Genomic DNA, 26,942 nt, shown 5'->3' on the forward strand with positions numbered 1-26,942 from the left:
TACCGTGACCACACTGACCGCCCCGCCGTCCGAACCGGCCACCCCGCCACCGCCGCTGTCCCCCGGAGGGCGCACCGCGCTCCGGGTGGTGCTCATCGTCGTCGCCGCGGCACTGGTGATCGGCACCGTGGTGGCGCTGTCCACCGCGGCGTGGGGTATCAGCAGGTTCCGCGTCCTGGCCGACTCCGCGGCACTGCCCTCGACATTGCGCTCGCTGGCGCTCGACACCGGCTCGGTTCCGGTGGTCATTCGCATCACCAGCGATCGCGACGTCCGGGAACCGCGGGTGGACATGCGGACGGTCACGACCGCGGCGTCCGACTCGCGCCCCCTGATGGTCAGCGACGACGGGCTGACCGCGACCGTGACGATCGAGTCCGATCCGACGCCGGTGCTGCACTGGGGACGGGCCGGCGAGATCACCGTGGTGCTGCCGCCCGCGCTCGCGCACGGGTTGACGGTGACCACGCGGCAGCAGACGGGTGTGGTGTTCGCCCAGGCCGACGTGGATCAATTGATCGCCCACACCCGGGAGGGCGCGGTCGTGCTCAGCGGGTCGGCCCGCAACGTCGACATCACCGCCGATCACGGGGACATCCGTTCCCGGGAACCGATCTCGGTATCGGAGACCTTCCGCGCGGTAACCGCGACCGGGGACATAAGCGTGGATTTCGCGCAGCCCCCCGCGACCGCGGAGGCCGAGGCCGGCAATGGCGACGTCGTCCTGGCGCTCCCGGGCCCGGGACCGTTCTTCGTGACCGCGACGACCGGGCAGCAGCACGGCTCGACGGTGGTGGCAGTGCCGCGGACCCGCGACCGCGATGCCGCAGAATCGGTGCTGACCGTGCGCTCGGACACCGGTGACGTGGTGGTCGAGGAACTGCGCTAGCCGAGGATCCGGTCGGCCTCGCGCAGACCGCTGAGGTAGGCGCCGTGCACGGTGGCGAAGAACTCCCGATGGGTCGCCTCGCCCGCGAACGCCAGCCGCTCACTGGCCGGCTCGGCCAGTGCGCGCTGATCGGCCGGACTCGAGCCGACGGCCAGGAAACTGTAGGACCCGCGGGCATACGGGTCGGCCGCCCAGCGTGTCACCCGCCAGCCTGTCGGCGCGGGGGCCGCCAGCGTGGCGATCACCTGCGCGACCGCGTCACGGTCGGAGAGTGCCTCGCGGGCAACGGCATTGGTACCACCGCGAAGCCCCACCAGCAGCGGCGTATCGCTGAAGCGCAGGCCGTTGACCAGATCCGACACCGGCTGGTCGGTGCCCGCCACCCCGAGCACATCGGGGTCGGACGGCCAGAACGGCTCGTCGAAGGTGAGCACCACCTTGTCGAGCACGCCGAAGCCGAGGCGCTCGATCGCACCGCGCTTGGCGTCGGACAGCGGCGGATCGAACTCGATGGTGCCCGCCTTCAGCACCCCCAGCGGCACGGTCACGATCGCGCGGTCACCGGTCACCACTCCCGTCGACGTCTCGACCCGCACTGCGGAACCGTCATCGACGATGCGGGACACCTCGGCGCCGAGCACGATCCGCAAACCCTGCGACAGGTGGCGCGCGAGTTGGACATAGCCGCCCGGCAGCAGCAGATCGGAGCCGTCGAGTTCACCCTCGCCACCGAACCACTTCAGCGACAGCTGCCCGGGGTCGGCCGCGTACTCGGCGGTGATGGCCGACGCCACCGCCCACTGCACGAGCGGATCGGACAGATCGGCGAACCGCGCCAGCGCGTCGCCCACCGATGCATCGCCGGCGGCATCGGACGCCGAGTCGTAGACCTCGTCCAGGGTTGCGTCCCAGCGCCGCAGCGTCTGCTGCACCGCCCCGGGATCCACCGGTGTGGCGTCGGCGAGGACGGTGACGTTCTCGAAGTCGGTCTCCACCGTGTCGGCACCGGCCGCGGCGGCCAGCGCCACGAGCGGATTGCCGTCGGTGCCGTGGATCCACGCCGCACCCAGATCCACCGCAATCCCGAGCGAGGTGTCGGTCCAGGTACGCCCGCCGATCCGGTCGCGCGCCTCCACGACGGTGACATCGACCCCGGCGTCGGCCAGTCGCCGCGCCGCGGCCAGCCCCGCCATTCCCGCGCCCACCACGATCACATGCCCGCCCCGGGCATCCCGCGACGGACCGCATCCGGCCGCCATCGGGGCGGCGGCCAGTACGCCGGCACCCAGAACGAACGCGCGGCGGGTCAGGGCGCTCACCCGTCGCCATCCGCCGTGAGGTTCGCGACGATGTCCGCGGCCGACGCGGCGGCGGCCAGCCGAAATCCCGTCCCGGCCCACACGGCGACCCCGTGCGGGTCCCCGGCGCGCACCGCCGCGGCGCGCAGCGGGCTGGTCAGGTAGTGCACCTCGGGGTAGCCCAACGGCGCGTCCGCGTCGTGCTCGTCGATGAAACGGTTGCGCAGGCCTCGCGCGTAGCGACCCGAGAATGCTTTGGTGACAACGGTTTCACGAAACTGCGGGTCGACGAGTGCGGCTCGGTGCACGGCGCTGCTGCCGGCCTCGTCGGCCAGCAGGAACGCAGTCCCCAGCTGCGCGGCCACCGCGCCCCGGCGCCGGACCCGGCGGACGTCGGCGGCGGTCATCAGCCCGCCGGCCGCCACCACCGGTAGGTCGACGGTCGCGGTGACCGCGGCCAGCAGATCCGCCAGCGGTTCGGCCGGCGGCGACGCGGTGGGGTCGAAGCCACCCCGGTGCCCGCCGGCCGCGGGCCCCTGCACGACCACCGCGTCGAGCCCGCACTCGGCCGCCGCGCGCGCCTCGGCCGGTGTGGTGACGGTGCCGACGGTGGTGATTCCGGCGGCGGCCAGTCGGCGCCGATCGTCGGCACCGGGCAGGCCGAAGGTGAACGACACCACCGCGGGACGCAGATCCAGCACGACGTCGAGCTTGGCGGGCCATTCGTCGTCGGAGAATCGGGGCTGCCCCAGGGCGACCCGGTAGCGCTGCGCCTCGGCCGCCAGGCTTGCGGCATAGCGCTCGACCGCGGCCGGGGTGGCGGCGCTCGGATGCGGTACGAACAGGTTGGCGCCGATCGGCCCCGACGTGAGCCCCGCGGCCGCCTGCAGGCGCTCGGCGAACGCCGCCGCGCTCAGATACCCGCCCGCGACGAACCCCAGCCCGCCCGCGTTGGTACCCGCGGCGGCCAATTCGGGCGACGACGGTCCGCCCGCCATCGGCGCGATGAGAATCCGGGCGGCGAGATCACGCAGGTCGAACGCCACGGGGTTTTCCTACCACGGCCGTTGCCGGTGTGGACCTGCTTCGCAGGGCGCAGGTCGCTAACCCTCCGAGTGCCCGCGCGCCTCCTCCTGTCTGCGGTAGTCGTCGGCGTAGGCACCGACGTGCCCGGGCAGCGCCCCGGCGGCCACGTCGGCGAGGCTGGTCTGCTCGAGCACCGAGCGCATGCTGGCGCGCAGTGCCCGCCACACATCGGTGAGGGCCGCGGTCGGACCCGAGTACGGCAGGTCCCCCAGCCCCATGTCGCGGACGCTGGCCAACGGTCCGTCGATGCAGCGCAGCACGTCGGCGATGCTGATATCGGCGGCGGGACGGGCCAACTCGTAGCCGCCGTCGCGGCCCCGCTGACTGCGCACCAACCGGTCGGTGCGCAACTCGGAGAGGATGTCGACGAGGAACTGCGGTGGGATGCCCTGTGCCCTGGCCAGATCCTCGGTCTTGACCAGGATCCCCTTGTCGACGGTGGCGAGTTGGACCATGGCCCGGACGGCATACTCCGCCTTGGCCGACATCCGCATGGGCCAAGGTTAGTCCGGCATGTCGCCGGGTCGGCGCAGGCCACCCGCCGGAGGCGTGTTCAGATCCGGCGCCCGGTCACTGGCCGGACGGGTCGGAGCAGTCCAGCCACTCCCCGTCCTCGCGTACATATGGTGTGGAGTCGGTGCTGGTCGCGGGCGGGTTGTCACCCATCACCCGGGTGGTGGTGATGTCGGCCGTTGCGGAGTCACCGTCGATTTCGATGTTCTCCACGTTGTCGACGGTCACCGTGGTCGACTCGGTCATCAGGTCCAGCATGGCATCCCGGTAGGCGGCGTCGTCGTACGCGACGATGGCCTGCGCGACGCGGTCCAGGGTCTCCGGTGAGACACCGGAGCCGAACCGCTGGGCGAGCAGGTCGGACACCTGGGCGGGGCTGAGGCTCGTCACCTGTTCGCGTGGGCCGAACATGTCGAGCGGGGGGACCAGGAACTGGCCCGGATCGCTGACCCGCTCCCGGAACTCCGAGCAGGTGAGGTCCGCCAGCGCGGCCCAGTCGCCGGCGGCGAAGGCATCGGTCTGCGCGTCGACGAGATCGCGGATCTGCTGTTCGTCGTCGGCCGCGGCGGTCACCGGCGTGGACGGCGCGCTGGACTCCGGCGGCGCGGACGTGTTCTCCGACGAATCCTCGGACGAGCACCCTGCGAGCGTCAACACGGCGGCCGCCGTGGCCACGGTGCCGATGCGAATGCCCATGCGAACCATCGCTACCCCCTTGCGGTCCCGCCCACCGCGGGAACGTTTCTTCGCGACTCTAGCCTGGACCCGTCCGGCCGCAAGCCCGGATCGGGGACGTGTTCGCCAATGGCTGGTCAGCGCGCCGTGACCGCGAGCACCGCGTCGGCGAGTTCGGGGCGGCACACGATCAGGTCCGGCAGTGTGGAGTCGCGCTGGTTGTAGACCAGCGGCGAGCCGTCGATCCGCGAGGTGTGCAGCCCGGCCGCACGGGCCACCGCGACCGGTGCGGCGGAGTCCCACTCGTATTGGCCTCCGGCATGCACGTAGACGTCGGCGATGCCCTGCACCACCGACGCGACCTTCGCTCCGGCCGAACCCATTTCGACGAGCACGCCGCCCAGCGCATCCTTGACCTGCAGCGCGACGGCCGGTGGGCGGGTGCGCGACACGACGATGCGTGGCGCACCCGGGGCCGCAGGCGGGTACGGCACCCTCGGAGTGGCCAGGGTCGCGCCCTGCGCCGGCAGCGCGACCGCACCGGCCACCAGCTCGCCCGACTCCCACAGCGCGACGTGCACCGCCCAGTCCGACCGGCCCGGCTCGGAGAACTCCCGGGTGCCGTCGAGCGGATCGACGATCCACACCCGGGACGCCGCCAGCCGTACCGGATCGGCCTCCTCTTCTGGCCCCTCCTCCGAGAGGACCGTGTCGGCCGGCCGCTCGGCGGCCAGCGCGGCCATCAGGAAGTCGTGGGAGCGCTTGTCTCCCGCGTCTTTTCGCTCCTGTGCGGTCGCGTCGGCAAGCTCTGCGCGCACGTCGAGCAGTAACGCGCCCGCCTCGGTGGCCAGCCGCGCGGCCAGCTCGTGATCACCGGTCACCGCGACCGGCTCTCGAGCATGTCGATCACCGTATCCGCCAGCTCGTCGACGCTGTGGTCCGGGGTGAGGAGCAGATCCGGGTTCTTCGGGCGCTGGTAGGGACTGTCGATGCCGGTGAAGTGGGTGATCTCACCGGTTCGAGCCTTGGCGTACAGACCCTTCGGGTCGCGGCGCTCGCAGTCCTCCAGCGGTGTGTCACAGAACACCTCGAAGAACTCCACGCCCGCGTCGGTGGCCACCTTGCGCGCCAGGTCGCGGTGTTCGTTCAGCGGGCTGATCGCCGGCACCAGCACCACCTGCCCGGAGTCGGCGAGGATCGCCGCGACGTGGGCGAGCCGGCGCAGGTTCTCCGAGCGGTCGGCCATCGAGAAGCCGAGGTCGGCGTTGAGACCGTGGCGCAGGTTGTCGCCGTCGAGAACGTAAGCGGGGATTCCTCTTTCGAGCATCTTCTGCTCGACGAGCATCGCCACCGAGGACTTGCCGGAGCCGGAGAGCCCGGTGAACCAGATCATACGGCCCGTGCTGAGCCGGTCCTCGGAGGTGCACAGCGAGTCGTGGCGCACGGTGTTGGGGCTCGCGGTGCGTGCGGTGCCGTCCCGCAGCACCATGCCCGCCGCGACGGTCACGTTGGTGGTCGGGTCGATCAGGATGAACGAACCGGTCGCCGCGTTGCGGCTGTACTCGTCGAGCAGCAGCGGGACCTGACTGCGCAGCGAGATTCGGCCCAGTTCATTGAGTTTGAGCGCGGTGGCCGACTTGTCCCGGTGCAGGCTGTTGACGTCGAGGCGGTAGTCCAGACCGGTCACCCGTACCCGGGTGGTGCGGGTGGTCTGCTTGATGACGTACTCGCGTCCGGGTTCCAGCGCCGACTCGTCGGCCATCCAGCAGACCGTGGCGTCGAATTCCTGGGTGACCCTGGGCTGGTTGTTGGGCCGGGCGATCATGTCGCCGCGGGAGATGTCGATGTCGTCGGCCAGGCTGACGGACACCGCCATCGGCGGGAACGCCTCGTCCACCGGTCCGCCCGGTCCCTCGATCGCCGCGATCCGGCTGGACTTCCCGGCCGGCAGCACGACGACCTCGTCGCCGACCTTCATCAGGCCGCTGGCCACCGTGCCCGCGTAGCTGCGGTGGTCGTGATGCTCGCGGGTCTGCGGCCGGATCACGTACTGCACCGGGAAACGGACATCGACCAGGTTGCGGTCGCCGGCGATGTAGACCTCTTCGAGGTGGCTCAGCAGCGAGGGCCCCTCATACCAGGGCGACGCGTCGGACTTGGTCACCACGTTGTCGCCGTTGAGGGCCGACAGCGGGATGGTGGTCACGTCGTGCACGTCGAGCCGGGCGGCGAAGTCGTGGAACTCGTCGCGGATGAACTCGAACCGCTCCCGGTCCCAGTCGACGAGGTCCATCTTGTTGACCGCCAGCACGATGTGCTGGACGCCCAGCAGCGACGCCAGGAAGGCATGCCTGCGGGACTGCTCGAGCAGTCCGTGGCGGGCGTCGACCAGCACGATCGCCAGCTGTGCGGTCGACACCCCGGTGACCATGTTGCGGGTGTACTGGATGTGGCCGGGGGTGTCGGCGATGATGAACTTCCGCTTCGCCGTGGCGAAGTAGCGGTAGGCCACGTCGATGGTGATGCCCTGCTCGCGCTCGGCGCGCAGGCCGTCGGTGACCAGTGCCAGGTCGGTGTAGTCGTGGCCGCGTTCCCGCGACGTGCGCTCCACCGAGGCCAGCTGGTCCTCCATCACGGCCTTCGAGTCGTAGAGCAGCCGGCCGATCAGGGTCGACTTGCCGTCGTCCACCGAACCCGCGGTGGCGATACGCAACAGCGTGGTCATGTCAGAAATACCCCTCGCGCTTGCGGTCCTCCATGCCGGCCTCCGAGATCCGGTCGTCGGCGCGGGTGGCCCCGCGCTCGGTCAGCCGTGACAGCGCGGTCTCCGCGATCACCTCGTCGACCGTCGATGCCGTCGACTCGACGCACCCGGTGCAGGTCACGTCCCCGACGGTGCGGAACCGGACGGTCTTCTCGACGATCTGCTCGTCGGCGCGCGGCTGCAGGTACTCGTGCACGGCCAGCAACATGCCGTCGCGCTCGAACACCTTGCGCGGATGCGCGTAGTAGATCGACGGCAGCTCGATCTTCTCCGCGCCGATGTAGGACCAGATGTCGAACTCGGTCCAGTTGGACAGCGGGAAGACCCGGATGTGCTCGCCCTTGCGGTGCCTGCCGTTGTACAGGTTCCACAGCTCGGGCCGCTGGTTCTTGGGGTCCCACTGGCCGAACTCGTCGCGGAAGCTGAACACCCGTTCCTTGGCGCGTGCCTTCTCCTCGTCGCGCCGGGCGCCCCCGAAGGCGGCGTCGAACCTGTTCTCCCTGATGCCGCGCAACAACGTGACGGTCTGCAGTGGATTGCGGGAGGGCCCGTTGTCGACCACCCGCCCTGCGGCGATGTCGTCCTCGACGCTGGCGACGACCAGCCGCACCCCGTGCTCGGCGACCAGGGCATCGCGGGTGTCCAGCACCTCTTCGAAGTTGTGGCCGGTGTCGACGTGCATCACCGGGAACGGCAGCCGCCCGGGCCGGAAGGCCTTGATCGCCAGGTGCAGCATCACGATGGAGTCCTTGCCGCCGGAGAACAGCAGCACGGGCCGCTCGAACTCGGCAGCCACCTCGCGGATGATGTGGATGGCTTCGGCCTCCAGCGCGCGCAGGTGGCTCAGCTCGTAACGACCCGCGTTCTGGGTGAGCTCCTCGGTCGAGGTCATCATTTCCCCATAAAGTTGGTAGGACTGACCAAATTAATTGTCATTGTGGGGAATTATGGCGGCCGGACCGGGACGTGTCAACGCCGGCGGCCGAGCCGAGACCGGCTCAGCGCTGCAGGTCGTACACGGTGGTACCACCCACGTCCATCGGGGTGAAGTTCTGCTGCACCCATTCGGCGATCTGGCTCGATGTTCCCGACCCATCACCGGGGCCGCCCGGGCCGCCGCCGGGACCACCCGGGCCGTCGGCGATGAAGTAGCCGATCTGTCCGTCGGCCACGTAGGCCTGGAACTGCTGCAGGGTCGGTGAATCGTCGCTGCCGGTGAACCCGCCGATCGCCATGACCGAGGCGCCGGTCTCGAGTTCCAGGCTGCCCGCCGACATCGACCCGATGCCGGCGGCGGCCCAGCGGTTGTCGGCCGCCTCGATCAGTTCCCACAGCGCGGTCCTGTCCGGAGCCGTCTCCCCCGGACCGCCGGGGCCTCCCGGACCGCCGAAGCCGACGCCGGCAGCGACGGCCGGGCCCGACATCCTGCCCGGCCCGGTGCCCGAGTGCGTGGCGGTCTCGATCGCGTAGGCCGCCGGGGCGAGCGCCCCGAACAGGACCGCCGCCGCGGCGACCACCGCCGCCGCACGGCCCAATAGGTGCACACCGGCCGCGATGACCGCGGCGACGACGATCAGCCCGACCAGCACCACCCAGCGCAGCCACGGCTGCCAATCCGGGGTGCGCGCCAGCAGGATGAACGCCCACACCCCGGTGACCGCGGCCATCGCCGCCAGCACCGCCCGAGGCGCCGGATACCGCCTGCCGCGCCAGAGTTCGACGACGCCGATGCCGGTCAGCGCGGCGATCGCGGGCGCCAGGGCCACCGTGTAGTACGGGTGGATGATGCCGTCCATGAAGCTGAACACGGCCCCGGTGACCAGCAGCCATCCGCCCCACAGCAGCAACTGTGCGCGCACCCGATCGGTGCGTGCGGCGCGCCGGGTGAACCACAGGCCGGCGACCAGCCCGACGAGTGCGGCCGGCAGCAACCACGACGCCTCGGCGCCCATCGACGCGCCGAACAGCCGGGTGATCCCCGGGTCGCCGCCGAAGAACAGGTTGCCCGCCCCACCCGGTCCACCGCCGCCGCCGGGGCCCTGCCCGCCCATGACCCGCTGGATTCCGTTGTAGCCCAGCGCCAACTGCAACAGGCTGTTGTCGGTGGAGCCGCCGATGTAGGGCCGCGAGCGGGCGGGCCACAGGCTGACCAGCATCAGGAACGATCCGGCCGTCACCACCATCGCGGCGGCGCCGGCCAGCAGGACGCCGACGCGCCGCCACACCCCCACCGGCCCGGCGACCAGAAACGCCAGCGCCAGCCCGGGCATCACCAGGAAGGCCTGCAGCAACTTGGTCAGGAACGCAAAGCCCAGCACGACACCCACCAGCACCATCCAGCGGGTGCGACCGGTCTCGATGGCGCGGACCGTCAGGTAGGCGCCCACCACCAGCAGCAGCACCAGCAACGCGTCGGGGTTGTTGTAGCGGAACATCGACACGGCCACCGGGGTGACGGCCAGCGCCGCTGCGGCGATCAGGCCGGCACCCGGCCCGCTCGCCCGGCGCACCGTCGCGTACAACACCGCGACGGCCCCCACCCCCATCAACGCCTGCGGCAGCAACATCGTGAACGGGGTGAAACCGAACAGCCGGCCGGACAGGCCCATCACCCACAGCGCGGCCGGCGGCTTGTCCACCGTGATCGAGTTGCCGGCGTCCAACGACCCGAACAGCCACGCCTTCCAGTCCTGCGTGCCCGCCTGGGCGGCGGCCGCGTAGTACGGATTGGCCCAACCCGAGGACCCGAGGCCCCACACGTACAGCACCGCCGTGGCGGCCAGCAGGCCCAGCAGCGCCGGACGGGCCCAGCGCGGCTGCGAGCCGTCGCCGAACAACAGCCGGCCGAACCGGCCCGGCCTCGAACCGGATCCGTGTGTGCCCGCGGCGGTGTCGGCGGGCGCCGCAACGTCGACGGTGAGTGTCATCGTGGGATTCCTTCTGCAGAGTTGCGGCGCGGATGGAACACCCAGCCGCGCAGCAGGACGAAGCGCAGCGCCGTCGCGATCAGGTTCGCGACGACCAGCACGCCGAGTTCGGTGACGTGGTGCGGGGCGGGCACCACGAGGTGCAGCAGCCACAGCGCGCCGCTGGTGATCGACAGCGCGACACCGAAGACGACGAGCCCCTCGGTGTGGTGTCGCCCGAGGTGTGCCCGCCCGGCAACGCCGAAGGTGAAGCGGCGGTTGGCGGCGGTGTTGCCGATCGCGGTCAGCGCCAGCGCGATGAAATTGGCCGGCTGCGGACCCGCCCATTGCTGCATCAGCGTGAACAGCACCACGTACACGACGGTCGAGGCCACCCCCACCGCAGCGAACCGGACCGCCTGGCGCAGCAGTGAGCCCGGTGCCGCGGAGGTCCGCGGCGAGCCGAGCTGTGCGGCGATCGACTGCACCGGGATCGCGCCGGTGGCGAAACCACGCAGCAGCCGCGCGATGCCCTTCAGGTCGGCCGCGGCCGTCGCGACGATGTCGACTCGACTGTCCGGGTCGTCCACCCAGTCCACCGGCACCTCGGCGATCCGCAGGCCGCTGCGCTGCGCCAGCACCAGCAGCTCGGTGTCGAAGAACCAGCCGGTGTCCTCGACGTGGGGCAACAGTCGCGCCGCGACATCGGCGCGGATCGCCTTGAATCCACACTGGGCGTCCGAGAATCCCGCGGCCAGAGTCGATTTCAGGATCATGTTGTAGCAGCGCGAGATGATCTCCCGCTTGGGTCCGCGCCGCACCCGCGCACCCCGGCCGAGCCGGGTGCCGATCGCGAGGTCCGAGTGCCCGGAGATCAACGGCGCCACCAGCGGGGCCAGCGCCGCCAGGTCGGTCGACAGGTCCACGTCCATGTAGGCGAGCACCGCGGCATCGGACTGCAACCACACCTGCCGCAGCGCCCGGCCGCGGCCCTTCTGCGCGAGCCGCACCACACGTACGTCGGTCAGTTCGGCGGCCAACTCCGCGGCGATCCTCGGGGTGTCGTCCACGCTGGCGTTGTCGGCGATGGTGATCCGGGCCGGGAACGGGACCGCGTCGCGCAGGTAGCGGTGCAGCCGGTGCACCGAATCCGCCAGCGCGGCCTGCTCGTTGTACACCGGCACGACGATGTCGAGCACCGGCACCCCGGCCGCTCGCGCCGCCAGCGCGGCGTCGGGCCGCGGCTCGAACGGACGCTGCAGGGTGGACCCGAGCTCCAGATCGGTGGCGGTCATGACACCCATGCTCGGCCGCGCAATTGTGCTCATCGTTGGCCCGAGCTATGCGCCGACTGTGAGATCTGCGGTGCCCGACCGAGGCCGAAAACGACTGTGCCGTCGATGTTCTGCGACGGGTAGCGGTCGGCGCCCGCCGGGTTCGTCGCCGGTGAGGCGGCCGAAGCCGTTGTAGCCCAACGCCAGTTCGACGATGCTGTTGTGCTGGGAGCCGCCGATGTAGGGCCGCGCCGAGGCCGGCCAGAGCTCGACGAGCAGCACATACCAGCCGGCGGACACGACCACCGCCACCGCGGCGACGGCCAGGTCGACGACCCGGTCGAGCAGCGGCCGGTGCCCCGCGACCAGGTAGGCCGCCGCCAACGCAGGCAGCACCAGCAGCGCCTGCAGCATCTTGGCCAGGAAGCCGAAGCCGACCGCCGCACCCGCGCCGATCAGCCACCACCGGCTCGCGTCGCTCGCACAGGCCCGCTGCGTGCAGTAGGCGGAAACCACCAGCAGCAACACCAGCAGCGCGTCGGGGTTGTTGAACCGGAACATCACCGCCGCCACCGGTGTCAGCGCCAGCACCGCCCCGGCGAGCAGCGCGGCGCCGGGGCCGCCGACGCGCCGCACCGCGGCGTAGAGCACCGCGACCGCGGCCACCCCCATCAACGCCTGTGGCACCAGGACGCTCCACGGGTTGAGCCCGAAGATCCGCACCGAGAGGTCCATCACCCACAGCGCGGCCGGCGTCTTGTCCACGGTGATCGCGTTCGCGGCGTCGCTGGAGCCGAACAGCATGGCCGTCCAGTCCCGCGAACCGGCCTGCGCGGCCGCCGAGTAGAACGCATTGGCCCATCGGCTCGCCCCCAGGTTCCACAGGTACAACCCGGCGGTCATCACCAGCAGCGCGGCGAAGGCCGGTCGATGCGCGCGGTCCGAGAGACCTCGGCGGGCACGCACGACGGCAGGGGCCGGCGCCGACGGCGCACGGCTGAGCAAGGTCACCCGACGATGATCGATGCCTGCGCTAGGCGTCCCATTGGGGTCGACTGTGGTCCTGCTGTGAATGATTCGGCAGTCTGACCACGAACCGGGTGCGGCCCGGCACGCTGTCGACGCTGATGGTCCCCCCGTGCGCGCGCACCACGGCGTTGACGATCGCCAGGCCCAGTCCGGTGCTCCCGGCGTTGCGGGATCGCGACGAGTCGCCACGCGCGAACCGCTCGAACACGTCGGGCAGCAGCCAGGGCGGGATGCCCGGTCCGTCGTCGAGGACCGTCAGCACCACCTCGCCGCCGGCCTCCAGGGAGGTGGTCACCGAGGTCCCGGCCGGCGTGTGCGTGCGCGCGTTGGCCAGCAGGTTTGCCAGCACCTGGTGCAGCCGGGCCTCGTCCCCGGTGACCGTCACCGGCTCATCGGGCAGCTCGAGCTCCCAGTTGTGGTCCGGGCCCGCCACGTGCGCGTCACTGACCGCGTCCACGACGAGCCGGGTCAGATCGACCGGGTCGCGTTGCAGCGGCCTGCCCTCGTCGAGCCTGGCCAGCAGCAGCAGATCCTCGACCAGATGGGTCATCCGCTCGGTCTCGGACTGCACCCGGTCGATGGCGTGCGCCACATCGTCGGGCAGCTCCGCAGGCCGGCGCTGGGCCAGCTCGGTGTAACCGCGGATCGCGGCCAGCGGGGTGCGCAGCTCGTGGCTGGCGTCGGCGACGAATTGCCGCACCCGGGTCTCGCTGGCGTGCCGGGCCGACAGCGCACCGGCGATGCGGTCGAGCATCCGGTTCAGCGCCGAGCCCAGCTGGCCGACCTCGGTGTGCGCGGCCGCGGGATCGACCTCGATGATCGGGGTGGGCAGCCGCACCTCACCGCGGTCGAGCTCCAGGTCGGCAACCTGCCGGGCCGCCACCGAAACCCGTGCCAGCGGGGCGAGTTGGCGCCGCACGATGACGATGCCCGCACTCGCCGCGCCGACCAGTGCGACGGCGGCGACGACGCAGAAGATGACCAGCACCCACAGCAGGGTGTCGTCGACGACGGCGGTCGGAAGCCCGGTCACCACACTGGATCTCAGGTGGTGCGGGTTCAGGCCCACCACCCGGTAGCGGCCCAGACCGTCGAGGTCGACCGTCCGCGGCTTCCCGTCGGCCGGGATCTCGGCCAGTTGCTGTGCGGCCGCAGCGGAGATCTCGGCCCGTGAACCGTCGTCGGTGATGACACCCGCCACCACCCGACGGTGACCCGCGACGATCGCACCGACCGTGTCGATCGCCTGGCCGGGGGCATTGAGGAACGCCGGCCCCGGCCCGCCGTCGTCGGGGAACGGTGAGCGCCGGTCCGGCAGCGGGGGCGGTGGCCCGGCCATGTCCTCGCCCGGGCGACGGCCGGGCGGGCCCTGGTTGGGTGGGGGCGGTGGGCCGAACTCGAAAATCGTCGCCGACCGGTGGGCGGTCTCGACGACCTGCTCGTCGAGCTGGTTGGTCAGGAAGCGCTGCAACGCGAACTCGGTCGCGACACCGATGCCCGCACACACCACCGCAAGCAACGCCACCAGCAGGATGATCAGCCGGGTCCGCAACGACCAGCCGCGCGGCGCACGCAGCAGCGACCACCCGCGCTCAGCGCGCGGGTTTGAGGACATACCCCGCACCACGCAGGGTGTGGATCATCGGTTCCCGGCCGCTGTCGATCTTCTTGCGCAGATAGGACACGTAGAGCTCGACGATGTTGGAGCGACCGCCGAAGTCGTAGCTCCACACCCGGTCGAGGATCTGGGCCTTGCTCAGCACGCGTTTGGCGTTGCGCATCATGAAGCGCAGCAGCTCGAACTCGGTTGCCGTGAGGGTGATGACCTCCCCCGCACGCGTCACCTCGTGGCTGTCCTCGTCGAGGACGAGATCACCGACGATCAGTTTGGCGCCGCCGGTGTCGGTACTCACCCCGGTGCGCCGCAGCAGCGCCCGCAGCCTGAGCACGACCTCCTCGATGCTGAACGGCTTGGTGACGTAGTCGTCGCCGCCCGCGGTCAGCCCGGCGATGCGGTCCTCGACCGAGTCCTTCGCGGTGAGCAGCAGCAGCGGCAGCCCGGGAATCTGCTCCCGCAGCTTGCGCAGCACGTCCAGGCCGCTCATGTCGGGCAGCATCACGTCGAGCACGACGACGTCGGGCGGGGTCTTCTTGGCCGCGGCCAGCGCGGTGGCCCCGTCACCCGCCGTCGAGATCTCCCAGCCCTCGTAGCGCAGCGCCATCGACACCAGCTCGGCCAGCACCGGTTCGTCGTCGACAACCAGCACGTTGATCGGGCTCCCGTCGGCGCGGCGCATCGCCACCCGGGCGGCCTCGCCGTCCGCCACGGCAAGATTCTCGGTGTTCGGCACGAACTCATTATGGGCGGGTGCACTAGGCGGCCACTGTGTCGTTCCTATGCGCAACCTGTGAACATCCGGACACACCCGATGCTGAGCGCGCTCACAGCGAACACCCATGGAATCGGGTCACCGTGGTGGCCATGACTACCGATCACGTGACATTCGACAACCCCGTATGGGGCAGCCCGGACCCGGCTCAGCGCCGCTGGGGCGCCCGGGAGACGGCCGTGGCGGTCGGGATCGCCGCGGTGATCGCCGGGCTGGGTGGTGCCGCGATCTACGCGGCGACCGGACAGTCGTCGCAGGTCATGGGACCCCCCGGGCATCAGGGGCCCGGTCCCGGCGCTGCCGGCTTCGGTGCGCCCGGCGCGGGCCCGGCGGCCGGGCCCGGCGCTGCGCCGCTGCACGGCCAGTTCGTCGTCGCCGACCCGGCCGGCGGCTTCACCACGATGCTGACGCAGACCGGGACGGTCACCGCCGCATCGGCGACGACGTTCACGGTCCGCAGCGACGACGGGTTCAGCCAGACGTATCAGACATCCGGCGGGTCGGGCGTCGCGGTGGACGGCACCGTGACGGTTCGCGGCGTGCAGGACGGCGACACCGTCACCGCGACGGAGGCCCTCGACCCGCAGCAGGGTCCGGCCCGGCCCGGCGCGGGCGCTCCGCCCGACGGGGCGCCGACCCGCTGACGACGACCCGCCGATCGGGCGCGCCGGGGCGGTACCAACGGGCTGCGTGCATGCATTTCTCATAACCTGTGCGCATGCAGCGCAGCGGCGGACGCACCGGATGACCCGATTCCTGGCGCGCCGGCTGCTCAACTACATCGTGCTGCTGGGCGTGGTGTCGTTCCTGACCTTCAGCCTGACGTCGCTGACCTTCAACCCGCTCGACAGCCTGCACGAGCGCAACCCGCGCCCCCCACAATCGGTGATCGACGCCAAGGCCGCCGAACTGAATCTCGACAAGCCGATACCCGTGCGCTATGCGGACTGGGTGGCCGGCGCGGTCCGCGGGGACTTCGGCACTACAGTCACCGGCCAGCCGGTCACCGACGAGCTGTGGCGCCGCATCGCGGTCAGCCTGCGACTGGTGCTCATCGGATCGGTGATCGGGACGGTCCTGGGCGTCGTCGTCGGGGCGTGGGGCGCGATCCGGCAGTACCGGCTGTCGGACCGGGTCATCACGCTGGTCTCGCTGCTGATCCTCAGCGCCCCGACGTTCGTCGTCGCCAACCTGCTCATCCTCGGGGCGCTGAAGGTCAACTCGGTGCTGGGCATGCAGGTGTTCGAGTACACCGGGGAGACGTCGCCGGACGCGGTCGGTGGGGTGTGGAACCAGTTCGTCGACCGGCTGCAGCACCTGGTGCTGCCCACCTTCACGCTGGCGCTGTCCGCGATCGCCGGCTACAGCCGCTACCAGCGCAACGCGATGCTCGACGTGCTCGGCCAGGATTTCATCCGGACCGCGCGGGCCAAGGGCCTGACCCGGCGGCAGGCGTTGTTCAAGCACGGGCTGCGCACCGCGCTGATCCCGATGGCCACGCTGTTCGCCTACAGCATCGGCGGGCTGGTGACCGGATCGGTGTTCGTCGAGAAGATCTTCGGCTGGCACGGCGTGGGTGAGTGGGTGGTACAGGGGGTGGCCGCCCAGGACACCAATATCGTCGTCGCGATCACGATGTTCTTCGGGGTGGTGATCCTGTTCGCGGGCCTGCTCTCCGACGTGATCTACGCGGCGCTGGATCCGAGGGTGCGGGTGGCATGACCGACTTCGTCGAGCACGACGCCGCCGACCGGCACGAGTTCGTGTCGCGGCGCACCCTGGTGTGGCGCCGGTTCCTGCGCAACCGCCCCGCGGCGGGGTCGCTGATTCTGCTCGCGGTGATGTTCGTCGCCTGCTACGCGCTTCCGCCGCTGCTGCCCTACACCCACACCGACCTGGACTACTTCGCGCTGCAGCGACCCCCGAGCCCCGAGCACTGGTTCGGCACCAACGCGCTGGGCCAGGACCTGTTGGCGCTGACCCTGCGCGGCATGCAGAAATCGATGCTGATCGGGGTGTGCGTGGCGTTCATCTCGACGACGATCGCCGCCACCGTCGGCGCGGTCGCCGGATACTTCGGCGGCTGGCGGGACCGCACGCTGATGTGGATCGTCGATCTGCTGCTGGTGATCCCCAGCTTCATCCTGATCGCGATCGTCACCCCGAAGACCCGCCAGTCCGGCACCATCCTGTGGCTGATCCTGCTGTTGTCGGTGTTCAGCTGGATGATCAGCTCACGGATCGTGCGCGGCCTGACGATGAGCCTGCGGGACCGCGAGTTCGTCGTCGCGGCCCGCTACATGGGCGTCAGCAGCTGGCGCATCATCACCCGCCACATCGTGCCGAACGTGGCGTCGATCCTCATCATCGACACCGCCCTCAACGTCGGCCTCGCGGTGCTCGCCGAGACCGGGCTGAGCTTCCTCGGTTTCGGGGTGCAACCGCCGGACGTGTCGCTGGGCACGCTGATCGCCGACGGCACCCGCTCGGTGACGACGTTCCCGTGGGTGTTCCTGTTCCCCGCCGGGGTGCTGGTGCTCATCGTGTTGTGCGCCAACCTGGTCGGCGACGGTCTGCGCGACGCGCTGGATTCCGGGGTGCGTCCGCCGCCGCGCCGGCGCCGAACCAGGGGGTCGCAGCGATGAGTCTGCTCGAGGTGCGCGGCCTCACGGTGGCCTTCCCGACCGACGACGAGCGCGTCGCCGCAGTGCGCGGGCTGGACTACCACGTCGACTCCGGCGAGGTGGTGGCGCTGGTCGGCGAGTCGGGTGCGGGCAAGTCGGCGGGCGCGATGGCGGTCGTCGGGTTGTTGCCCGAGTACGCCGAGGTCGGCGGATCGGTGCGGCTGAACGGTGACGAGCTGCTCGGCCTGCCCGACCCGCAGATGTCGCGGATCCGCGGCAACCGGATCGGGACGGTCTTCCAGGACCCGATGTCCGCGCTGACACCGGTCCACACCGTCGGCGACCAGATCGCCGAGGCCATCCGCATCCACCGCCGAGACGTCGGCCGGCGGGCCGCCCGCGCCCGCGCGGTCGAGCTGCTCGAGCTCGTCGGGATCGCCCAGCCCGAACAACGGTCCCGGGCGTTCCCGCACGAACTGTCCGGGGGCGAGCGGCAGCGCGTCGTCATCGCCATCGCCATCGCCAACGACCCCGATCTGCTGATCTGTGACGAGCCGACGACCGCGCTGGACGTCACCGTGCAGGCCCAGATCCTCGACGTGCTGCGCACCGCGCGCGACGTCACCGGCGCCGGGGTGCTGATCATCACCCACGACCTCGGGGTGGTCGCCGAGTTCGCCGACCGCGCGCTGGTGATGTACGCCGGGCGCGCGGTCGAGTCGGCCCCGGTCGCCGAGCTCTACGACGCCCGCCGGATGCCCTACACCGCCGGGCTGCTCGGCTCGGCCCCCAGCCTGCAGGCCGCGCAGGGCACCCGGCTGGTGCCCATCCCCGGCGCCCCGCCGTCGCTGGCGGCGCTGCCGCCGGGATGCCCGTTCGCACCGCGTTGCCCGCTGGTCGTCGACGCGTGCCGCACCGCCGAGCCGGAGCTGCACACCGTGGCGCCCGAACACCAGGTGGCCTGCATCCGCAGCGACCGCGTCGCCGGTCGCAGCGCCGCCGACATCTACGGGGTGTCGACCGCGCCGGCCGGGCCGCCCGCCGCCGGCGATGCGCCCGTCGTGGTGCGGGTGCACGACCTGGTCAAGACCTACACACTCACCATGGGTGTGGTGGTGCGCCGCCGCATCGGCGAGGTCCGCGCCGTCGACGGGGTCAGCTTCGAGCTGCAGCAGGGCCGCACCCTGGGCATCGTCGGCGAGTCCGGTTCGGGCAAGTCGACGACGCTGCATCAGATCCTGGACCTCAGCGTGCCGCAATCGGGCAGCATCGAGGTGCTCGGCGCCGATGTGGCGACGTTGGACCGGCGCAGCCGCCGAGCGTTGCGCGGCGATCTGCAGGTGGTGTTCCAGGACCCGGTCGCCTCGCTGGACCCTCGGCTTCCGGTGTTCGACGTTCTCGCAGAACCCCTGCGCGCCAACGGCTTCACCAAGGACGACACCGGTCAGCGGGTCGCCGAACTCCTCACCGTGGTCGGGTTGCGTCGTGAGGACGCCACCCGGTATCCGGCGGAGTTCTCCGGCGGGCAGAAGCAGCGGATCGGCATCGCGCGGGCACTGGCGCTGCGGCCGAAGATCCTCGCTCTCGACGAACCGGTGTCGGCGCTGGACGTGTCGATCCAGGCCGGCGTCATCAACCTGCTGCTCGACCTGCAGGACCGGTTCGGCCTGGCGTATCTGTTCGTCTCCCACGATCTGTCGGTGGTCCGGCACCTGGCCCATCGGGTGGCGGTGATGAACCGCGGCAGAATCGTCGAGCAGGGCGACAGCGCGCAGGTTTTCGCGCATCCCCGAGACCCCTACACGCGCCGGTTGCTCGCCGCGGTACCCCGGCCGTTTCCCGTAGGCGGTTAGAGTCAGTGCGCATGAGCGCTTTGACAACGCGAACAGACACAAGATCCCCCGAATCGGTGCTGAAACGGGGACTTTTGCGTCTGCTCGCCGTGGGCATGGTCGTCGGGCTGGTGGTGACGGGCTGCTCGGGGGCCGACGACGAGATCCCGTCGGCGGGCGGGGATGCCGAGATCGGGGCGATCGCGGACATCAACCCGCAGGACCCCGCCACCCTTCAGCAGGGCGGCAACCTGCGGCTGGCGCTTTCTGGTTTCCCGCCCAACTTCAACTATCTGCACGTCGACGGCAACCTCGGCGAACTCGGCGCGCTGCTGCGCTGGACGCTGCCGCGCGCGTTCGTCATCAAGCCCGACGGCGAAATGACGGTCAACAGCGACTACTTCACCGACGTCGAGTTGACCAGCACCGACCCACAGGTCGTCACCTACACGATCAACCCGAAGGCGGTGTGGTCCGACGGCACCCCGATCACCTGGGAGGATTTCGCCTCTCAGATCAACGCCACCAGCGGCAGGGACGACCGCTTCCTGTTCGCGTCGCCGAACGGCAGCGAGCGCGTCGAGTCGGTGACCAAGGGCGTCGACGACCGGCAGGCGGTGATCACCTTCGCCAGCCACTTCGCCGACTGGAAGGGCATGTTCGCGGGCAACAGCATGCTGGCGCCGAAGGTGATGACGCAGGATCCCGAGGCGTTCAACAAGGGCTACCTGGACGGGCCGGGCCCGTCGGCGGGACCGTTCATGATCAGCTCCGTGGACCGCGGTGCACAGCGGATCGTGTTGACCCGTAACCCGAAATGGTGGGGCACCCCGCCGCTGCTGGATTCGGTCACCTACACCGTGCTCGACGACGCCGCCAAGATCCCCGCCCTGCAGAACAATGCGATCGACGCGGTGGGCCTGGCGTCGCTGGACGATCTGACCATCGCACGGCGCACCGAGGGCGTTTCGATCCGGCGCGCCCCGGCACCGAGCTGGTATCACCTGACGTTCAACGGCGCGGAGGGCTCGATCCTGGCCGACCCGGCGCTGCGCACGGCGATCACCAAGGGCATCGACCGCCAGGCCATCGCATCGATCACCCAGCGCGGCCTGGTCGACAACCCGGTGCCGTTGAACAATCACATCTACCTGGCCGGCCAGGAGGGCTACCAGGACAACAGCATCGGCTACGACCCCGAAGCCGCGGCGCGGGAGCTCGACGAGCTGGGCTGGAAGTTGAATGGCCAGTTCCGCGAGAAGGACGGCCGCAAGCTCACGGTTCGCGACGTGTTCTACGACGCACAGAGCACCCGCTCGATCGCCCAGATCACCCAGAACAACCTCGCCCAGATCGGGGTGAACCTGGAACTCAACGCCGTCGGCGGCGGGCAGCTGTTCACCGACTATGTCACGCCGGGGAATTTCGACATCGCCCAGTTCGCCTGGGGCGGTGACGCATTCCCGTTGGCCAGCCTGACGCAGATCTACGCCGAGGACGGCGAGAGTAACTACGGCAAGATCGGCAGCCCCGAGATCGACGCCCAGATCGAGAAGACGCTCTCCGAACTGGACCCGGCCAAGGCTCGCGATCTGGCCAACGAACTCGACAAGATGATCTGGGCGGCGGGATTCAGCCTGCCGCTGTTCCAGTCACCGGGCAACGTGGCCGTCCGCAGCACCCTGGCCAACTTCGGTCCGGCGGGCATCGGCGACCTCAACTACAGCGCGATCGGCTTCATGAAGGGCTGAGCTGGCGTACCGCCCGCGGCACCGCATCGGGAACCACCGACTCGGCGCGGGCGGCGACCGCGATGGCACGCACCATCAGGCGGATCGTGAGGTTGGCCGGCAGCTTGTCCAGTTCGGCGGCGCGGGAAGGGAGTTCAGCCATCTCGCCGGCGACGACGGCTTTGCAGATCTTCAGCGCGGCACGCTCCCTGGTATCCAGGATGCTGTGCCCGGCCGTCGGCAGGTCGACCAGTACCGAGTCGGGGATCAGGTCGGCGATCCGGTGCGCCACCGTCGGCGGCGTGGTCAGGTCGCGGCCACCGGAGATCACCGCGGTCGGCCAGGTGAACGCCGGCATCGCGGCGATCAGGTCATAGGGCTCGGCGACGAATTCGACGTCGCCGGTGGCGATATCGCGGAACGCCACCGCCGGATCCAGTGGCCCGCCGTCGGGAACGGCACCATAGTTGAGCTCGTGGTAGGCGATGCGCTCGACGAGATCGGGCTCGTGGTGGTAGGGAGTCTGGCGCTCCAACAGCAGCCGGGTGCCCAGCCCCACCGCAGCCCAGAGCCAGCCGTGGCCGGCCAGCAGCAGGTCGAGTTGCCGCCGCAACACCGCGGGCCCGGCCACGCCGTACATGCCCGCGGCCATCGCCGCCGCGGTCGGGGTGAGGACCCCGTTGGCGACCAGTCGCCGGACCTTGTCGGCCAGATCGGCGGTACCGGGGGCGGCGCCGTCCCACAGCACCCGCCGGGTCTCGGCGCGCACGTCGTCGATGTCGTCGGCCGACAGCAGCGGCGAGTCCAGCACCATCGAGTGCACCCGCCCCGGATGCCGGACCCCCAGACCGGCGGCGAGATAGGAGCCGTAGGACGTGCCGTACACGGTGGCCCGCTCGACCTGCGCGTCGTCGAGCACCGCGGCGATGTCGTCGACGACCGCGTCGACCGTCAGCGCCCCCGGCGGCAGATCCCGGCCGGCGTCGTCGTGGCGGGACAGGCCCACCCCGCGATGCTCGACCATGATCACGTCGAGGCCGTCGAGCGCCGCGTGTCGCCGGAACACCCGGTAGAGCGCCACCGACGCCGCGCCCGGACCACCGGGGACGATGACCAGTGGATGGGTGGACTTGCGGCCGGTGCGGACGTAGTAGACGTCGAACTGCTCGTCACCGTCGGGCAGCACCGGCCTGCGCACCGGGCGCACCCCGGGTAGCGCGGCGAGCTTGTCGTGCGCCCGTCGACGTCGGGCGTTCATGGTCATCGGATTCATTGTGCCCAAGAACGCCGCCATCGGACCGGGTGAACGGCTACCCGGCCCGCGGCGCGGCTACCCGACCAGTTCGATCCGTCGGGCGGCGTGGATGTCGGCGTAGCGGTGCGGGCTGCAGGTCAAGATGATGACCTGACCGTCACCGGCGACGGTGTCGAACACCTCGGCCATCCTGGACAACCGATCGGGATCGGTGAAGCCCAGCGCGTCGTCGATCACGACCGGAACGCTGTCTTCCTTGGCGACCAGCGCGGCGGCGGCCAGCCGGGCGACGATCCCCAGTTGTTCCTTCGCGCCGCCGGACAGCGACTCGTAGGGCACGGTGCGCCCCGCCAGGGTCCGGTGCCCGATGCGCAGCTCGCTGTCGACGTCGACCTCGAAGCTCTGACCGAACACGATCCGGCCCAGGCGCTCGACCTCGCGGCGGAACGGATCGACATAGCGCAGCCGCATCGCGTCGCGATGGCGCCCCATCACCGACCGCAGCAGTTCGGCGGCGCGGGCGCGGCGCCGAACCCGTTGGTAGTCGGCCTCGGTGCGCTGCAGGTGTGTCTCCGCATCGTCCAGCGCGCCTTTGCGTCCCTCGGTGCCGTACACCTTCAGCTGGGTCGCGACCTCCCGCAACGCGTCACCGGCGTCATCGCGGCGGGCCGCCAGTCCGGCGCTGTGACGCTCGGCGGCCGCCAGTGCGGCACCCACCGCATCGGGTTCGTGTCCGGCCAGCTCCTGTCCCAGCCGGGCCACCGTCGCCTGCGCGGCGCGGGCCGCCTCAGCGTCGGCCTCGGCGGCGAGGGTGAGTTGATCGTCGCTCTGCGCACCGCGCTGAGCGGCCAGTCGCTGACCCGCCGTGGCCAGCTCGGTCTGTGCAGCGGCCAGCTTCTCCTTGGCCCGCGCCGCGCACAGACCACGCTGCGAGAGCACCTTGGCCGCCTCCTCGGCCACCCGGCGGCGGGTGTCGCATTCCCGGCCGGCCTGCTGGTGCGCCGCGGTGGCCGCGTCGAGTTCGGCCCGCAGCGCGGCCGGATCCGGTGGCCCGTCGACGGGATCCCACAGACCGCCCTGCTCGGGCGCCGGCCCCGCATCTTCGGCAACGTCGTTCGCACGCAGCGTCGTCAGCCGGGCCCGCAGCGCGTCGGCGCTGTCGTCGGCGGTCAGCGCGTCCAGGATCGCCCGGATGCGGTCGCGGTCGGCGGTTCGATCACGACGCCGGCTGTCCAGCTCGCGCGCCTGCGCGGCGTCACCGACGCCGGCGGCCGACAGTGCCCGGGCCAGCGCCACGTTCGCCGCATCGAGCTCGGCCTGGGTGGTGGTGGCCGATGCGCCGGGGGTCACGCTCATCGACAGCACGCCGGCGACCTCGACACCCGCGGTGCCGGTAACCGCCGCGGACCTGGTCTCGCCCGCGCGCAGCGTCACGGTCTCACCGGCGAGCGTCACCTCGAGGTCAACCTCGGCGAGCAGTTCGACGCGGGCACAGGCCTGCGCGACGGCGGCTGATGCCCGGTCGACATAGGCTGCTGCGGAATCGATCTCGGCCATCTGCGGGTCGGTGATCGTGATCGCAGCGAGGTCACGCCGCACCGCGTCGAGGTCACGCCGGTGGCGTTCGATCGTGTCGAGCCGGGCCGCGAGCCGCTCGGCCTCCTCCCGGTCGGCCAACCGTTGCACCGCGCTGCGCGCCGCGTCGACCCGGGCTTGGCTCGCCTCGACGGCGGCGCGGGCCTGTCGCGCGGCGGCCTCGGCGGCGGCCTGCACCTCGGTGCCGGTCGCAAGATCCTCGGCGGCCTGCTCGGCCGCCTGCTCCAGCAGCGTGACCACTGCCGAGCGCTCGTCGATGTCGGCCCGGGAGCGGCGCCGCTCGGTCAGCGCCGACTGTGATGCAGCGTGTTTGACGGTCGCGGCATCCGCGATCGCCGTCGCCCGTTCGTGTTCACCGCGCAACGCTGCTACGGCGTCGGCGGCGGCCCCGGCCACGGTGAGCTGTTCGGCGGCCGAAGCACACTCGGAGGCCAGCTCGGACAGTTCGGCGCTGAGGGCGGCGTGCCGGCGCACCGCCTCGTCGACCTCCGCGATCGCCGCCGCGCACCGGGCCACCTTCTGCTCGGCCTCGGTCAACCGGGTGCGAGCGGCGGCCCACTCTCCGGTGGCCCGTCCGGTCGGGGTGAAGTACTGCCGGTACTCCTGCTCGATCCGGTCGATCAGCAGGGCGTCCGCGTTCCCGGCACCGGCGGTGGGCGCGTCGTCGACAGAACCGGCCGCCACATCCAGTGCACGGGACAGTGCGTCACATCCCGACAGCTCGGCGGCCTCGATCGCGTCCGACTGCAGCACCCGCTGCGCCTTCCACAGATCCATGTCGACGGTCTCGGCGAGCATGGCCCGCACCCGGTCGTGGGCTTCGTCCCCGGTGAGCTGCTCACGCCGCGGCGCGAGCACCGTCAGATCAGTCTCCGGCCGCTTGTGGAAGCGCTTGCGATACACGAACCGGTAAGGGCCGGAGGAGATCTCTGCGGTGATCTCGGCGCCGACGTCGGCATGTGTGGGCTTGACCTGTTTGACCTCCTTCTTGGTCGACCGGTCCTTGGCCTCCAACAGCAGGTCCAGCGCCTCCAGCATCGAGGACTTCCCGATCTCGTTGGCGCCGCTGACGATCACCACACCGCGCTCGGGAAACTCGATGTCGCGGTGGGTGATTCCGCGGTAGTTCGTCAGCGTCAGCCGGTGCAGCTTCACGCGGCACCTCCCTCGGCCAGCCGCAGCAGCAGCGCCAGCGCGCCGCGCGCATCGTCGGCGTCCTCGCCGTCGGAACGCGCGGTGCGAACCAACTCGTCGACCGCGGCCGCCGCGAACCCGCCGATGCCGAGGCCGTCGAACTCGCCGTCGGCGGGCAGCACGGCGATGTCGGTCTGTTTGTCCCACGGCACCAGCGCCGCGAACAGGCGGGCGTAGCGGTCCAGGCAGGCGTCCAGCGCCGCGCGGTCGGTGACCGTCAACGACCCGGTCAGCCCCAACCGGACCACGGTGCGGTCCTTGTCCGGCATCAGGTCGAGGTTGATGTCGAGGTCGGCGACGTCACGCGCGTCGTCCACCGGGCGGCGCAACGACATGAACCGCCAGCAGCCGATGCGGGGGTCGTCGATTCGCACGGTCCGTAGCGGGTCGGCGTCGTCGACGTCGACGACGAGGACGTGGCCCGGGTCGGGCTCGATGTCGTCGTAGTTGGTCACCTCCGGTGAGCCGGAGTACCAGATCCGCCCGGAATCGCCGACGCTGAACCGGGAGTGCTTGTCCCCCAGTGCGACATAGTGCACGGCGCCACGCTCGATGGCGGCCTCGACGGCGTCGAGGTGGATCAGCGACGGCCGGTCCTTGTCGGGGACGAGGATGTCGACGGCGCCGTGCCCGACGACGATGCGGGTGACCCCGTCGGCCGGCAGCCCGTCGAGTACGTCGGCCACCAGGTCGGTGGTCGGCGCCTTGGAGTGCCAGGGCGCGGCCACCAGCTGAAGCCCGGGCCGCACCTCGTGCACGCCGGGGCGGTCCAGCACGGTCACTTGGTCGGGCCGTTCGGCGGTGAACAGCGCGCTGGTGTACACCGATGACGCGTCGAGCGGGTCGTGGTTTCCGGGCAGCAGATACACCGGCACGCCGATGGCCCGCATCGCCTCCAGCGCCTGACTGACCTCACGGGGGGCGAGCTGGTTGTGCTCGAACACGTCGCCGGCGACCACGACGAACTCGGCGCCGGTTTCGGCGGCCAGTGGCCCCAGCGCGGCGACGGCGGCGCGGCGCGCGGCGGAGTAGCGCGGCTGGGCGTCGGCGCTGAGGAAGTGCCGGGTCATGCCGAGCTGCCAGTCCGCGGTGTGCAGAAATCGCATCTCGGCCCCGCCCTTTCCCGATCCGTCGCCGGCCTTTCGCCGACGGCACCGCGAGTGTAGGGCGGGCCGCCGACAACTCCCGGGATGCGCACCGGCATGCCCTACCGTTGATCGCATGACCGACGGGTACCGGACTCTGCTGCTGATGCGTCACGCCAAGTCGGACCGCCCGCCCGGGGTCGGCGACCACGAGCGCCCGCTGTCTGCGCGTGGATTCCGGGAGGCTGCACTGGCCGGGGACTGGATGCGGGCCAATGTGTCCGAGGTCGACGCGGTGTTGTGCTCGACGGCGACGCGCACCCGGCAGACGCTGCAACACACCGGGATCACCGCGCCGGTGCGCTACGTGGACCGCATCTACGACTCCACCCCGGGCATCGTGATCGAGGAGATCAACGCGGTGCAGTCGCTGTTCGGCGAGGACCCGTCGACGCTGCTGGTGGTCGGTCACGAGCCGGTGATGTCGTCGCTGGCGCTCGGGCTCGCCGATCCGGACGTCAGCGACGAGACTGCCGCCGAGCAGATCGCCCTGAAGTTCCCGACCTCGTCGATCGCGGTGCTGCGCAGCACGGGCGCATGGGCCGATGTCGAACCGGGTGGCTGCGAACTCGTCTCGTTCCACATCGCGCGCTGAGCGCGCAAGATTACCGGGGCGCGCTGAGCGCGCAAGATTACCGGGGCGCGCTGAGCGCGCAAGACGGCCGGGGCGCGCTGAGCGCGCGGGGACGGTCAGGCCCTGGTGGCCAGCGTCAGCTCCATCAGCTTGATCGCCATGCTGCAG

At 70.9% G+C, this 26,942-nt stretch carries 21 protein-coding genes and 1 pseudogene; 7 read left to right on the forward strand and 15 right to left on the reverse strand.

Annotation, left to right across the window (positions count from 1 at the left end; all coding sequences use genetic code 11):
* The first annotated feature begins 4 nt into the window (after window positions 1–4).
* A complete protein-coding gene (locus JDV09_RS15950) occupies window positions 5–889 on the forward strand; it encodes a DUF4097 family beta strand repeat-containing protein (protein WP_221370116.1) in 885 nt (294 codons plus the stop codon).
* On the opposite strand, the gene JDV09_RS15955 is transcribed toward JDV09_RS15950, so the two are convergent.
* From JDV09_RS15955 to JDV09_RS16010, 12 genes and pseudogenes are all read right to left on the reverse strand, one after another.
* Window positions 886–2,208, reverse strand: coding sequence for a flavin monoamine oxidase family protein (locus JDV09_RS15955; RefSeq protein ID WP_308124142.1), 1,323 nt, complete (start codon window positions 2,206–2,208; stop codon window positions 886–888). The genes JDV09_RS15950 and JDV09_RS15955 overlap by 4 nt on opposite strands.
* Window positions 2,205–3,233 (reverse strand): nitronate monooxygenase, encoded by a 1,029-nt coding sequence (locus JDV09_RS15960; RefSeq protein WP_221370117.1) that lies wholly within the window; start codon window positions 3,231–3,233, stop codon window positions 2,205–2,207. The genes JDV09_RS15955 and JDV09_RS15960 overlap by 4 nt, the downstream gene beginning before the upstream one ends.
* A 57-nt stretch (window positions 3,234–3,290) precedes the next feature.
* Entirely contained in the window at window positions 3,291–3,767 is a 477-nt protein-coding gene (locus JDV09_RS15965; protein WP_221370118.1) for an Rrf2 family transcriptional regulator, read from the reverse strand.
* A gap of 76 nt (window positions 3,768–3,843) precedes the next feature.
* A complete protein-coding gene (locus JDV09_RS15970; RefSeq protein WP_221370119.1) occupies window positions 3,844–4,482 on the reverse strand; it encodes a nuclear transport factor 2 family protein in 639 nt (212 codons plus the stop codon).
* Window positions 4,483–4,598: 116 nt separating this feature from the next.
* Window positions 4,599–5,342 (reverse strand): 3'(2'),5'-bisphosphate nucleotidase CysQ, encoded by a 744-nt coding sequence (locus JDV09_RS15975; protein WP_221370120.1) that lies wholly within the window; start codon window positions 5,340–5,342, stop codon window positions 4,599–4,601.
* Window positions 5,339–7,186 carry a sulfate adenylyltransferase subunit CysN gene (cysC, locus tag JDV09_RS15980; RefSeq protein ID WP_221370121.1) on the reverse strand — a complete coding sequence of 616 codons (1,848 nt, stop codon included), beginning with the start codon at window positions 7,184–7,186 and terminating at the stop codon, window positions 5,339–5,341. The genes JDV09_RS15975 and cysC overlap by 4 nt, the downstream gene beginning before the upstream one ends.
* Window position 7,187: 1 nt before the next feature.
* Window positions 7,188–8,117 (reverse strand): sulfate adenylyltransferase subunit CysD, encoded by a 930-nt coding sequence (gene cysD / locus JDV09_RS15985; protein ID WP_221370122.1) that lies wholly within the window; start codon window positions 8,115–8,117, stop codon window positions 7,188–7,190.
* A gap of 106 nt (window positions 8,118–8,223) precedes the next feature.
* On the reverse strand, window positions 8,224–10,152 hold the full coding sequence (locus tag JDV09_RS15990) for a glycosyltransferase family 39 protein (RefSeq protein WP_221370123.1): 1,929 nt from the start codon (window positions 10,150–10,152) through the stop codon (window positions 8,224–8,226).
* Complete coding sequence (locus JDV09_RS15995) at window positions 10,149–11,426, reverse strand: bifunctional glycosyltransferase family 2/GtrA family protein (protein WP_255605450.1); 1,278 nt, start codon at window positions 11,424–11,426, stop codon at window positions 10,149–10,151. Before JDV09_RS15995 ends, JDV09_RS15990 begins: the two co-directional genes overlap by 4 nt.
* 132 nt (window positions 11,427–11,558) lie before the next feature.
* A pseudogene (locus JDV09_RS16000) lies at window positions 11,559–12,371 on the reverse strand (glycosyltransferase family 39 protein); the annotation flags it as partial.
* Window positions 12,372–12,438: 67 nt separating this feature from the next.
* Window positions 12,439–14,049 (reverse strand): sensor histidine kinase, encoded by a 1,611-nt coding sequence (locus JDV09_RS16005; RefSeq protein ID WP_221370125.1) that lies wholly within the window; start codon window positions 14,047–14,049, stop codon window positions 12,439–12,441.
* The gene (locus tag JDV09_RS16010) at window positions 14,027–14,731 is read right to left on the reverse strand and encodes a response regulator transcription factor (protein WP_221370140.1); all 705 of its coding nucleotides are present in this window, start codon (window positions 14,729–14,731) and stop codon (window positions 14,027–14,029) included. Before JDV09_RS16010 ends, JDV09_RS16005 begins: the two co-directional genes overlap by 23 nt.
* Before the next feature lie 185 nt (window positions 14,732–14,916).
* On the opposite strand from JDV09_RS16010, the gene JDV09_RS26865 reads away from it, so the two are divergent.
* The 5 genes from JDV09_RS26865 (at window position 14,917) to JDV09_RS16035 (ending at window position 21,031) form a co-directional block, all read left to right on the forward strand.
* On the forward strand, window positions 14,917–15,468 hold the full coding sequence (locus JDV09_RS26865) for a hypothetical protein (protein ID WP_255605451.1): 552 nt from the start codon (window positions 14,917–14,919) through the stop codon (window positions 15,466–15,468).
* A 100-nt stretch (window positions 15,469–15,568) separates the two neighbouring features.
* Window positions 15,569–16,546 (forward strand): oligopeptide ABC transporter permease OppB, encoded by a 978-nt coding sequence (locus JDV09_RS16020; RefSeq protein WP_221370126.1) that lies wholly within the window; start codon window positions 15,569–15,571, stop codon window positions 16,544–16,546.
* Entirely contained in the window at window positions 16,543–17,469 is a 927-nt protein-coding gene (locus tag JDV09_RS16025) for an oligopeptide ABC transporter permease OppC (protein WP_221370127.1), read from the forward strand. The genes JDV09_RS16020 and JDV09_RS16025 overlap by 4 nt, the downstream gene beginning before the upstream one ends.
* Window positions 17,466–19,301: an oligopeptide ABC transporter ATP-binding protein OppD gene (locus tag JDV09_RS16030; protein WP_221370128.1), complete on the forward strand. Its 1,836-nt coding sequence runs from the start codon at window positions 17,466–17,468 to the stop codon at window positions 19,299–19,301. The genes JDV09_RS16025 and JDV09_RS16030 overlap by 4 nt, the downstream gene beginning before the upstream one ends.
* Before the next feature lie 95 nt (window positions 19,302–19,396).
* Entirely contained in the window at window positions 19,397–21,031 is a 1,635-nt protein-coding gene (locus tag JDV09_RS16035) for an oligopeptide ABC transporter substrate-binding protein OppA (RefSeq protein WP_255605466.1), read from the forward strand.
* Here JDV09_RS16035 and JDV09_RS16040 read toward each other — a convergent pair.
* The 3 genes from JDV09_RS16040 to JDV09_RS16050 all read right to left on the reverse strand — a co-directional run bounded on the left by JDV09_RS16040 (window position 21,018) and on the right by JDV09_RS16050 (window position 26,161).
* A complete protein-coding gene (locus JDV09_RS16040) occupies window positions 21,018–22,274 on the reverse strand; it encodes an alpha/beta fold hydrolase (protein ID WP_221370130.1) in 1,257 nt (418 codons plus the stop codon). The two genes, JDV09_RS16035 and JDV09_RS16040, sit on opposite strands and share 14 nt — an antisense overlap.
* Window positions 22,275–22,340: 66 nt before the next feature.
* Window positions 22,341–25,016 carry an AAA family ATPase gene (locus tag JDV09_RS16045; protein ID WP_221370131.1) on the reverse strand — a complete coding sequence of 892 codons (2,676 nt, stop codon included), beginning with the start codon at window positions 25,014–25,016 and terminating at the stop codon, window positions 22,341–22,343.
* On the reverse strand, window positions 25,013–26,161 hold the full coding sequence (locus JDV09_RS16050; RefSeq protein WP_221370132.1) for a metallophosphoesterase family protein: 1,149 nt from the start codon (window positions 26,159–26,161) through the stop codon (window positions 25,013–25,015). Before JDV09_RS16050 ends, JDV09_RS16045 begins: the two co-directional genes overlap by 4 nt.
* A gap of 115 nt (window positions 26,162–26,276) precedes the next feature.
* On the opposite strand from JDV09_RS16050, the gene JDV09_RS16055 reads away from it, so the two are divergent.
* Window positions 26,277–26,795 (forward strand): SixA phosphatase family protein, encoded by a 519-nt coding sequence (locus JDV09_RS16055; RefSeq protein ID WP_221370133.1) that lies wholly within the window; start codon window positions 26,277–26,279, stop codon window positions 26,793–26,795.
* Window positions 26,796–26,942: the final 147 nt, after the last annotated feature.

The organism is Mycolicibacterium xanthum (assembly GCF_019710635.1).
Lineage (GTDB): Bacteria > Actinomycetota > Actinomycetes > Mycobacteriales > Mycobacteriaceae > Mycobacterium > Mycobacterium xanthum.